Raw genomic sequence first — 10,946 nt, 5'->3', positions numbered from 1 at the left:
ACGTAACCACAGAGCTCTGACACGCAGCGCGCTCTGTGCTCGCGCGAGCACAGCATGCCCTGTGGAGACCGGGTCCGTGCACGGTACGCGATAGAGAATCAGTCTCGTGAGTGGTAGGTCATGATGACCGCAGAACGCAGAGGCTCCCGCCCTGGGATAAGGACGGGAGCCTCTCCGTATCAGCGCGTGCCAGGCCCAGCCGTGGGCGGAGGGCACAACGAGGGCACAACGGTTCCATACACGCTCAACGGCAACCAGCGCCAGCAAGCACTGTTTTGCATGGTCAGCGACTTGGCTTGACAGCTTCCGCAGATCATGCAAGCGAGGGCGGCACCTCCGCACAAGGTGCCGCCCTCGTTGGGGTGCCGGAGCCTATGGCCGGGTGGATGAGGGTTCGGGGTTCCCGGTCGCCGGCTCCGGTGGGCTGGTTGCCGGGGGCCCCCGGCGCCCTCCGCCGCCCGGGCGGCCGGGGCGGGGCGGCGCGGTGGCGGCCCTTGCTCTCCGCCGCCGCGCGGCCCGCCTCCAGTCGTGCGACCGGGATGCGGAACGGGGAGCAGGAGACGTAGTCCAGGCCCACCTCGTGGAAGAAGTGGACGGACTCCGGGTCGCCGCCGTGCTCGCCGCACACACCGAGCTTGAGGTCCGGGCGGGTGGCCCGGCCGGCCGCGGCGGCGTTGCGGACGAGCGAGCCGACGCCGTCCTTGTCGATGGTCTCGAACGGGCTGACGCCGAAGATGCCCTTCTCCAGGTACGCGGTGAAGAAGCTGGCCTCGACGTCGTCGCGGCTGAAGCCCCAGACCGTCTGCGTGAGGTCGTTGGTACCGAAGGAGAAGAAGTCGGCGGACTCGGCGATCTGACCGGCCGTGAGGGCGGCGCGGGGCAGCTCGATCATCGTGCCGAGGGTGAGCCGGAGGCTGACACCGTGGGTCTGCTCGACCTCGGCGATGACCTGCTCGGCCTCCTCGCGGACGATCTCCAGCTCCTGGACGGTGCCCACCAGCGGAATCATGATCTCCGCACGCGGGTCGCCCTTGGCGTTCTTGCGCTCGGCGGCCGCCTCGGCGATCGCGCGGACCTGCATCGCGAACAGGCCGGGGATGACCAGGCCGAGGCGGACGCCGCGCAGACCCAGCATCGGGTTCTGCTCGTGCAGCTTGTGCACGGCCTGGAGGAGCCGGAGGTCGTTCTCGTTGGCGTCCTTGCGGGCCTCGGCGAGCGCGACCCGGACCGACAGCTCGGTGATGTCGGGCAGGAACTCGTGCAGCGGCGGGTCCAGCAGCCGTACGGTCACCGGCAGGCCGTCCATCGACTCGAACAGCTCGATGAAGTCGGCCTTCTGCAGCGGAAGCAGCTGGGCGAGCGCGGCGTCCCGGTCGGTCTCGGTGTCGGCCAGGATGAGGCGCTCGACCATCTCGCGGCGCTCACCGAGGAACATGTGCTCGGTGCGGCACAGGCCGATGCCCTGGGCGCCGAACCGGCGGGCGCGGGCGGCGTCCTCGGCGTTGTCGGCGTTGGCCCGTACGCGCAGCCGGCGGACCCGGTCCGCGTACGCCATGATCCGGTGGACGGCCTTGACCAGCTCGTCCGCGTCGTCGGCGCCGGCGTGCATCCGGCCCTCGAAGTACTCCACGACCGGGGAGGGCACGACCGGCACCTCGCCGGCGTAGACCTTGCCGGTGGAGCCGTCGATGGAGACGACGTCGCCCTCTTCGATGACGGTGCCGTCGCCGGTCGTCATCCGGCGGGACTTGGTGTCGACCTCCAGCTCCTCGGCGCCGCAGACACAGGTCTTGCCCATGCCGCGGGCGACGACGGCGGCGTGCGAGGTCTTGCCGCCGCGGGAGGTGAGGATGCCCTCGGCGGCGATCATGCCGTTGAGGTCGTCGGGGTTGGTCTCCCGGCGGATCAGGATGACCTTCTCGCCGGAGCGCGACCACTTGACGGCGGTGTACGAGTCGAAGACGGCCTTGCCGACCGCCGCGCCCGGGGAGGCGGCGATGCCGCGGCCGATCATCTCGGACTTCGCACCCAGGTCGAAGCGGGGGAACATCAGCTGGGCGAGCTGCGCGCCGTTGACCCGCTGGAGGGCCTCGGCCTCGTCGATCAGGCCCTGGTCGACGAGCTGGGTGGCGATCCGGAAGGCGGCACCGGCGGTGCGCTTGCCGACCCGGGTCTGCAGCATCCACAGCTTGCCGCGCTCGATGGTGAACTCGATGTCGCACAGGTCCTTGTAGTGCGTTTCGAGCGTCTCCATGATCTGCATCAGCTGGTCGTAGGACGCCTTGTCGATCTGCTCCAGGTCCGCGAGCGGGACCGTGTTGCGGATACCGGCGACGACGTCCTCGCCCTGGGCGTTCTGCAGGTAGTCGCCGTAGACGCCCTGGTGGCCGCTGGCGGGGTCGCGGGTGAAGGCGACGCCGGTGCCGGAGTCGGGGCCGAGGTTGCCGAAGACCATGGAGCAGACGTTGACGGCCGTGCCGAGGTCGCCGGGGATGCGCTCCTGGCGGCGGTAGAGCTTGGCGCGGTCGGTGTTCCAGGAGTCGAAGACCGCGCGGACGGCGAGGTCCATCTGCTCGCGCGGGTCCTGCGGGAAGTCCCGGCCGGTCTCCTTGGCGACGATGTCCTTGAAGTCCGCGACCAGGCCCTTGAGGTCCTTGGCGTCCAGGTCGACGTCGACGCGGACGCCCTTGGCCTGCTTGGCCTCCTCCAGCGCGTCCTCGAAGAGCTCGCCGTCGACGCCCAGCACGGTCTTGCCGAACATCTGGATGAGGCGGCGGTAGGAGTCCCACGCGAACCGCTCGTCGCCGGCCTGCGAGGCGAGGCCGGAAACCGACGCGTCGGAGAGGCCGATGTTGAGGACGGTGTCCATCATGCCGGGCATGGAGAACTTCGCCCCGGAACGCACCGATACGAGCAGCGGGTCGTCGGCCTGGCCGAGCTTCTTGCCCATCTTCTGCTCAAGGGCGTCGAGGTGCTCGGAGACCTCGGCACGCAGTGCCGCGGGCTCGGTGCCGCTCTCCAGGTAGACCTTGCAGGCCTCGGTGGTGATCGTGAAGCCCGGAGGGACGGGAAGCCCCAGGTTGGTCATCTCGGCAAGGTTCGCGCCCTTGCCGCCTAGGAGGTCCTTGAGCTCCTTGTTGCCCTCGGTGAAGTCGTAGACGAACTTCGCGGACGAAGGCTGGGTTACGTGGGGATCTTGTGTTTCCGGCACGGCACTGACTCCTCGCCGACGGGCTGCCCTGACGGCGAGGAACATACCCAGATCGAAGGCGTATGGGTACGTCCACTTGGTCGACATACGCGTGTAACTAGGCGTCCGCCAGCAGATCGAAAGTGATCATGCGTTCTCGGCTGTGTTTACTGCCTGAATGCATCACTCCGCTACGCAATCAGAGCAGGGCAGCTTCGCTACGCAGAGCAATCCATGACTTGATCAGTCGAACACATGACGCGTGGCACCGGGTGCCACCATTGGAGAGGTGGAGCCCGGCGCACTTCGCTCATCTGAGCGCGCCACCTATCAGGGGTGGCGAGAATCACGCGCTCATGTGTGCTGGGGTCCCATCATTTGGACCCTCCACGGCGACCTCCCGAACCAGGAACGCGTCGACGAGGGCGCGTGCCCGCTCCCGTACGGCCAGCAGATCTGCACGCGATTCGGCCACCCGCCGATGCGGGGCCGACCGCAGAGGAAGGCCTACGAGGCGGAGGCGTTGTGTGCCACCTCCCGGGCGCCCGGCGGCAGCGTCCAGCGGTCGCCGTGGAACGGGAACCAGGGGCCGGGCCCGACCAGGCGTTCCGCCGTTCCGCCGTTCCGCCGTTCCGCCGTGCCACCGACCACGGGGAATTGGGCACGGGGCACGGGGCACTGGGCACTGGGCGTCAGGATCAGGCCATAGTTCCCGGCCGGTGGGAAAGCCACGTCGACGTCGGGGTTCGTATACCGCTCGACTACCGCTCGGCTGGCACCACGTGCGGTTCGTCGAGCTCATGGCCCCGCTCGGCCAGCCGCTCGCCGACATGGCCCGCGGTGGACAGTTGGTCGTGCACGATGGCCAAGGCGCGCAGGTCCCCGGGTCCGGTGAGGCGTACCGAAGCAACGCTTTTGGGCGCAAACTTCACTTGTCCCCGGCCCCGTTCACCGCCGCGAGGCCCTTCCCGGCACGGCCGCGGAGCAGCGGGACGAGCGCCAGCGCCCCGAGCAGGGCGCCGACGGCGACCGGCAGGGCGGTGGCGTGCAGGGCTGCGGCGGATGCGGCCGCGGCGGGCACGGATGCGGCGGCCTGGTGCGCGGCCGCCGTCGGCCCGTCGGCGAGGGACAGAAAGACGCTGCCGTACGCGGCGACGCCGACCACTTGGGCGATCTGCGGGACGGTGGTGAGCACCCCGCTGGCATCGGCGGCATCGTCGGGGGCGATGCCGGACAGGGCGAGGGTCAGCAGCGGGCTGGTGGTGTAGCCGAGGCCGAGCCCCCACAGCAGCTGGAGCACCAGGAGTACGAGACCGCCCCGGCCGCCCGCGCGCAGGGTGAGGCCGATGCCGAGGTAGCCGACCGCGGCCAGGACGCAGGCGGCGGCGATCATCCGCAACTGCCAGCGGGCGGGCAGCTTCTGCCAGGTGAGGCTGCCGGTGGCGACGCCGACGGCCAGCGGCGCGAAGGTCAGGCCGGCGCGGATCGCGGACTCGCCGAGCCCCGACTGCAGATGCTGGGAGAAGGAGAAGAGGAAGCCGGCGTAACCGGACATGCTGAAGAAGAGGGCGGCCGCACCGCACACCAGGTCCCGCGACCTCAGCACCCGGCCGGGGACGAGCGGCGCGCCGCCGCGGCGGGCAACCCTCCGCTCGACCAGCACGAACAGCGCGAACGCCGGGACCGCGGCGATCAGGGCGCCGGTGGCCCACCGCGGCCAGTGCTGCTCACGGCCCAGCACCAGCGGTACGACCAGCAGCAGCAGCGCGGTGGTCAGCGTGAGGAGGCCGGGCAGGTCCAGCCCCTTGGGCGACGGGGCCGTCCGGCGGGGCAGCAGCCGCAGCGCCGCGAGCAGCAGCGCCGACCCCACCGGCACATTGATCAGGAAGACCGGGCGCCAGCCGGTGCCGAACAGGTCCGCGCTGACCAGCAGTCCGCCGGCGACCTGGCCGACCACCACGGCGAGGGCGACCACCGTCGCGTACAGGCTCAACGCCCGGGCCCTGGCCCGCCCTTCGAACGTCAGCTGAATCAGGCTGTAGATCTGCGGAACCATCAGCCCCGCGCCGATGCCCTGCACCACACGGGCGCCGATCAGCACCCCGGCCCCCGGTGCCAGTCCGCAGCCGAACGAGGCCAGCGTGAAGGTGGCCAGGCCCAGTAGGAAGACGGTGCGGAATCCGTGCCGGGCACCGAGCCGGGCGCCGGTGATCAGCAGCGCGGCATAGGAAATCGTATAGCCGGCGACAATCAACTGGAGTGCGGAACCGGTGGCATGGAGATCGGTGCGCATGGTCGGGGTGGCGACATTGACGACGGTCGCGTCCAGCAGCGCCATGAATACCGCGCCGAGAACGACGAGGAGAATTCCGTTGGGGTGCGGTCGATTTCTCTTCCGGTGGGGCGGGGTGGCCGGCGTCGGCCGCGTTGTGGGGATATCCGGGTCGTAGGTCAGCTCACTCATGACAGCGATGATCACGACCGCCGTATTCGGGTACCAGAGATCCAGTGATCCTGGTACCGACGGTATCTGGCACGGCGTCGCGGCATCCCGCATGATGGTGCGGTGTCAGCGATCACCACCCGTTCCGCATCCGCCGCGGCCTCCCGGCGCGGTGAACTCGCCGCGTTTTTGCGCCTGCGCCGGGAGCGCATCACACCCGAGGACGTGGGCCTGCCCGGCGGGCCGCGGCGGCGTACCCCGGGGCTGCGCCGCGAGGAGGTCGCCCAGCGCGCCGGTGTCGGGGTGGCCTGGTACACGTGGCTTGAGCAGGGCCGGGCGATCAACCCGAGCGTGCAGGTGCTGGACGCCATCGCCCGTGCGCTGCTGCTCGGTCCGGAGGAGCGCGCCCATCTGCACCGGCTCGCCGGTGTGCCCGGCGCCGTCGGCTGCCCCCCGGCCCGGCATCCGCTGCCGCCCGAGGCGGGGGCCATGCAGACCATTCTGGATTCGCTGAGCCCCTTGCCGGCGGGCGTGGTGTCCGCCGGTTATGACGTACTGGCCTTCAATGACGCATACGCCGCGCTCGACCCGCGGATGGTGCTGCTTTCGCCGCCCGACCGCAATGTGCTGTGGCGGCTCTTCACGGCGGACGAGGTGAGTCAGCCTCTGGTCGACTGGGAGCGTGAGGTCTCTTTCATGGTCGGGCAGTTGCGGGCCGAATTCGGCCGGCGGCTGACCGATCCGCGCTGGCGCGCGTATATCCGGAAACTCTCCGAGGCCAGCCCGCTTTTCGTGGAACTGTGGGCCCGGCACGAAGTCTCGGCACCGGCCACCCACCGCAAGCAATTCCGTACCGCCGACGGCCGCACGGTCACGATCACCGCCACGGGTTTCACGACGACCGACTTCCCCGACGCCAAGTTGTGGGTCTATACGCCCGCCGACCAGGATGCGGTCCGGGTGATCGGTGAACTGCTCGACCGCTACCGCGAGATCGGCGCGGCGGGGCTGGTCGCCGAGGGGGCGGGCCGGCGGACGGAGAGCTGAGGCCGAGCGCTGAGGTGGAGCGCTGAGGTGGAGCGCTGAAAGGCGCCTGGCCTACAGCTTCGCCCGCCGTCCGCTGCGCCGCGGCGGCGGGGCCTGGCCGTCCAGCAGCTCCAGTCGCCGCTGGGCGCCCCGGGTCTCGACCTGCACCACGACCCGGCGCAGCAGATCCGCCAGGTCCAGCGCCTCGTCGTCGCTCAACCCCTCGGTGACGAAGGCCTCTTCGGCGTTGAACTCCGGGAAGACCCGGGTCATCAGCCGCTCGCCCTCGGGCGTCAGGGAGAGCAGGGCGAGCCGCCCGTCGTCCGGGTGCACCCTGCGCTCCAGCAGGCCACGGCCCTGGAGGGTACGGGCGACGCCGGTGAGCGTGCCCTTGGAGATGCCGGCCTCCTCGGCGACCCTGCGGGTCTCCCGCTCGCCCCGGATCCACACCACCCACAGCACGACGAAGGACGTCCAGGTCAGGTCGGCGCCGCGCAGCACGGAGTTCTCGAAGTGCTGGCGCACCACGGCGGCCGCGCGGTAGATGTTCGCCACCGCGGCCATCTGCTCGTAACGGACGGGGGTGTCACCGAGCTTGGCCTGGACCGCCCGCTCGGTGTCCGCGGCGTTGCCGGCCTTCTCCACGTTCCCGGCCTTCTCCACGTCCCCGGCCTGCACGGTGGCCCCGGCGTGCTCGGGGGCCCCGGCCTGCACGGTGGCCGCGCCCTGCTCCGTGGCCCCGAGAACAGCGTCTCCGTTCACCACAGCTTCTCCCTCGGCGTCGTCCCCGGTGCCTGCCCGTGGCCTGCCCGGTGCCTGCCCATGGCCTGCCGGATGCGGTGCGCGGCCGTTCGGTCGGCCGCGCGCCCGTACCCCGTACGGACTCAAACGGTAGCGCGGCGCCCACCGCCCGCCCCGCATCCGTGACGCCGACACGCCCCGGCCCGCCGCGAACCCCCGTACCGCGGCGGGCCGCCGCCCAGGACCCGGACGGGCGTGACGTGAGGGTCAGTCCGGCCCGGTCGGTGCGGCACCGGTCATGCTGCTGCGCCGAGCAGGGAGGCGCCTCACCAGCAGGGGGGAGACGCCGATGTCCGGCTCCCCCGTTCGGGGGAGCCGTCGGACGAGACGCCACCGGGTGCGGCCGTTCTCAGCCGCCCGACGTGTCCAGCTCCGCGTCCGCGTCGACGCCCTTGCAGTCGTACGGGTCGTCCAGCCAGCCGTCCGGCAGGACGACGCGGTTGCGGCCCGAGGTGCGGCCGCGCGGGCCGTCCGCGCCGGCCGGCCACGGCTGGTCGAGGTCCAGCTCCGACAGCAGGGCGTCCAGTTCGTCGAGCGAGGAGGTGACCGCGAGGCTGCGGCGCATCTCGGAGCCGATCGAGAAGCCCTTGGTGTACCAGGCGACGTGCTTACGGAAGTCGATCACGCCGCGGGCCTCGTCGCCGATCCACTCGCCGAGCAGTGTGGCGTGCCGCAGCATCACCGCCGCGACCTCCTTGAGCGTCGGCTGGGCATAGGTGCCGGTGCCTTCGAACGCCGCCACCAGGTCGCCGAACAGCCAGGGCCGCCCCAGGCAGCCGCGGCCCACGACCACCCCGTCGCAGCCGGTCTCCCGCATCATCCGCCGGGCGTCGTCCGCCGACCAGATGTCGCCGTTGCCGAGCACCGGGATCTCGGGGACATGCTCCTTGAGGCGGGCGATGGCGTCCCAGTCGGCGGTGCCGCCGTAGTGCTGGGAGGCGGTCCGTCCGTGCAGGGCGATCGCCGTGACGCCCTCCTCGGCCGCGATCCGCCCCGCGTCCAGGTAGGTGATGTGGTCGTCGTCGATGCCCTTGCGCATCTTCATCGTCACCGGCAGGGCGCCCGCGTTCGCCACCGCCTCGCGCAGGATGGAGCGCAGCAGGTTGCGCTTGTACGGCAGCGCGGAGCCGCCGCCCTTGCGGGTCACCTTCGGGACCGGGCAGCCGAAGTTGAGATCGATGTGGTCGGCGAGGGCCTCCTCCGCGATCATGCGGGCGGCCTTGCCGACGGTCTCCGGGTCGACGCCGTACAGCTGGATCGAGCGCGGCTTCTCGGTCTCGTCGAAGTGGATCAGCTGCATGGTCTTCTCGTTGCGCTCGACCAGCGCCCGCGTCGTGATCATCTCGCTGACGAAGAGGCCCTTGCCGCCGGAGAACTCCCGGCACAGCGTCCGGAACGGGGCGTTGGTGATCCCCGCCATCGGCGCGAGGACCACGGGCGGCTGCACCGCGTGCGGACCGATCTGCAGCAGAGTCATGGCGGCGATACCTTCGGCTTTCTTCGACTTCCGTTGGCGGGGCGGGCGGGCCTCGGCCGTACGGGGCGACCGGCCGCTGCGACCTCCCATTGTCCCGCACCGCGGGAGTGGCCCTGCCAGAGCCGACCGGCCCAGATGGTTGTAGCGTTCAACCATGCCTGATCTCAGCCGCCGGCGTCGACTCCTGGTACTGGCGATCTGCTGTCTGAGCCTGCTGATCGTCAGCCTCGACAACACCGTCCTCAACGTCGCCCTGCCCGCCATGCAGCGCGAGCTGAACGCCTCGGTCGCCGGTCTGCAGTGGACGATCGACGCCTACACGCTGGTGCTGGCGTCGCTGCTGATGCTGGCGGGGTCGACCGCCGACCGCCTCGGGCGGCGGCGGATCTTCCTGGTCGGGCTGGTGGTCTTCGCGATCGGCTCGCTGCTGTGCAGCCTGGCGCCGGACCTGGGGTGGCTGGTGGTCTTCCGGATGGTGCAGGCGGTCGGCGGCTCGATGCTCAACCCCGTCGCGATGTCGATCATCACCAACACCTTCACCGAGCCCCGGGAGCGGGCCCGCGCGATCGGGGTGTGGGGCGGCGTCGTCGGCATCAGCATGGCGGCCGGGCCGGTGATCGGCGGGCTGCTGGTGCAGAGCGTCGGCTGGCGCTCGATCTTCTGGATCAACGTCCCGATCGGCGCCCTGGCGCTCCTGCTGACCCTGCGCTACGTGCCCGAATCGCGCGCCCCCCGGCCGCGCCGGGTCGACCCGGTCGGCCAGCTGCTGGTGATCACACTGCTCGGGTCGCTGACGTACGCGATCATCGAGGCGCCGGACGCCGGCTGGGCGTCCACCGAGATCCTGGCGTGCGTGCTGGTGGCGGTGGTCTCGCTGGCGGCGCTGATCGGCTACGAGCGGCGCCGCGCCGAGCCCCTGCTCGATCTGCGGTTCTTCCACAGCGCGCCGTTCAGCGGCGCCACGGTCGTGGCGGTCTGCGCCTTCGCCGCGCTCGGCGGCTTCCTCTTCATCAACACCCTGTACCTGCAGAACATCCGCGGGCTGTCCGCGCTGTCCGCCGGGCTCTACATGCTTCCGATGGCCGGGATGACGCTGATCTGGGCGCCGGTGTCGGGGCGGCTGGTGGGCGGCCGCGGGCCCCGGCTGCCGCTGCTGCTCGCCGGTACCGCGATGGGCGCCAGCGGAGTGCTCTTCGCCGCCTTCGACGCGCAGTCGTCCGCTGCCCTGATGTTCACCGCCTACGTCCTGTTCGGTATCGGCTTCGGCCTGGTCAACGCGCCGATCACCAACACCGCGGTGTCCGGCATGCCGCGCGCCCAGGCCGGGGTGGCCGCCGCCGTGGCCTCCACCAGCCGGCAGGTGGGGCAGTCCCTCGGCGTCGCGGTGATCGGCGCCGTACTGGCGGGCGGGGCGCACGCCGCCGCCACCGCTGACGAGTTCCTCGCGGCCGGCCGCCCCGCCTGGTGGATCATCACCGGCTGCGGTGCCGCCGTCCTGCTGCTCGGCGCCCTGACGACGGGCCGGTGGGCGAGGGCGACGGCGGCCCGCACGGCAGCACTGTTCGAGGAGGAACGGCGGGGGGAACGGGCGGAGGGGGCACGGTCGTGAGTACCGGGCGGCGGGGCGGGCGCGGGGGACGCGCGGTCGGCCTCGCCCGGGGGACGCCTGATCGTCCTCGTCCGGGGGCCCGGTCGTCCTCGTCCGGGAGACGCCTGATCGTCCTCGTCCGGGGGGCGCGGTCGCCCTCGCCCGGGGGGCGCGCGGTCGCCCTCGCCCGGGAGACGCCTGATCGTCCTCGTCCGGGGGCGCCCGGTCATCCTCGCCCGGGAGACGCCTGATCGTGCTCGTCCGGGCGCGCGGTCGTCCTCGTCCCGAGGGGTCGCGGGGGTCGTCCTCGTCCCTGGCGGCACGCGTGGTCGTCCTCGTCCGGGTATGCCTCTCGGCCCGGGAATGCCTCTCGCGCCCGCCACGTTGTGGCCCGCAGGGGGCGCTCGCATCCCCTACGGGA

The 10,946-nt window shown here is 71.4% G+C and carries 6 protein-coding genes; 2 read left to right on the top strand and 4 right to left on the bottom strand.

What is annotated here, in order from left to right:
* Positions 1-313 precede the first annotated feature (313 nt).
* Both ppdK and ACFWZH_RS08215 read right to left on the bottom strand, forming a co-directional pair.
* Positions 314-3,256: a pyruvate, phosphate dikinase gene (gene ppdK / locus ACFWZH_RS08220; RefSeq protein WP_384427327.1), complete on the bottom strand. Its 2,943-nt coding sequence runs from the start codon at positions 3,254-3,256 to the stop codon at positions 314-316.
* Between the two features lie 862 nt (positions 3,257-4,118).
* Positions 4,119-5,654 (bottom strand): MFS transporter, encoded by a 1,536-nt coding sequence (locus ACFWZH_RS08215; protein ID WP_384426962.1) that lies wholly within the window; start codon positions 5,652-5,654, stop codon positions 4,119-4,121.
* A 102-nt stretch (positions 5,655-5,756) separates the two neighbouring features.
* Between ACFWZH_RS08215 and ACFWZH_RS08210 the strand changes: the two genes are divergently transcribed.
* Positions 5,757-6,680, top strand: coding sequence for a helix-turn-helix transcriptional regulator (locus ACFWZH_RS08210; RefSeq protein WP_384426960.1), 924 nt, complete (start codon positions 5,757-5,759; stop codon positions 6,678-6,680).
* Positions 6,681-6,731: 51 nt separating this feature from the next.
* Here ACFWZH_RS08210 and ACFWZH_RS08205 read toward each other — a convergent pair whose 3' ends face one another.
* Positions 6,732-7,304, bottom strand: coding sequence for a MarR family winged helix-turn-helix transcriptional regulator (locus ACFWZH_RS08205; RefSeq protein WP_384427325.1), 573 nt, complete (start codon positions 7,302-7,304; stop codon positions 6,732-6,734).
* Positions 7,305-7,809: 505 nt separating this feature from the next.
* Entirely contained in the window at positions 7,810-8,937 is a 1,128-nt protein-coding gene (gene dusB / locus ACFWZH_RS08200; protein ID WP_384426958.1) for a tRNA dihydrouridine synthase DusB, read from the bottom strand.
* 154 nt (positions 8,938-9,091) lie between these two features.
* Here dusB and ACFWZH_RS08195 point away from each other — a divergent pair, with 154 nt between their 5' ends.
* Complete coding sequence (locus ACFWZH_RS08195) at positions 9,092-10,546, top strand: DHA2 family efflux MFS transporter permease subunit (protein WP_384426956.1); 1,455 nt, start codon at positions 9,092-9,094, stop codon at positions 10,544-10,546.
* The last annotated feature ends 400 nt before the right edge of the window (positions 10,547-10,946 follow it).

The sequence above is a fragment of the Streptomyces sp. NPDC059008 genome, from assembly GCF_042749045.1.
GTDB lineage: Bacteria > Actinomycetota > Actinomycetes > Streptomycetales > Streptomycetaceae > Streptomyces.
The sequence above is the reverse complement of the archived record's forward strand: the minus strand, read 5'-3'. Positions and strand labels throughout refer to the sequence as shown.

What these genes read in the sequence shown, in the direction of transcription:
- ppdK (WP_384427327.1), bottom strand. Translation starts at nt 3,256, where the DNA reads ATGTTCCTCGCCGTCAGGGCAGCCCGTCGGCGAGGAGTCAGTGCCGTG.
- ACFWZH_RS08215 (WP_384426962.1), bottom strand. Translation starts at nt 5,654, where the DNA reads ATGAGTGAGCTGACCTACGACCCGGATATCCCCACAACGCGGCCGACG.
- dusB (WP_384426958.1), bottom strand. Translation starts at nt 8,937, where the DNA reads ATGACTCTGCTGCAGATCGGTCCGCACGCGGTGCAGCCGCCCGTGGTC.
- ACFWZH_RS08195 (WP_384426956.1), top strand. Translation starts at nt 9,092, where the DNA reads ATGCCTGATCTCAGCCGCCGGCGTCGACTCCTGGTACTGGCGATCTGC.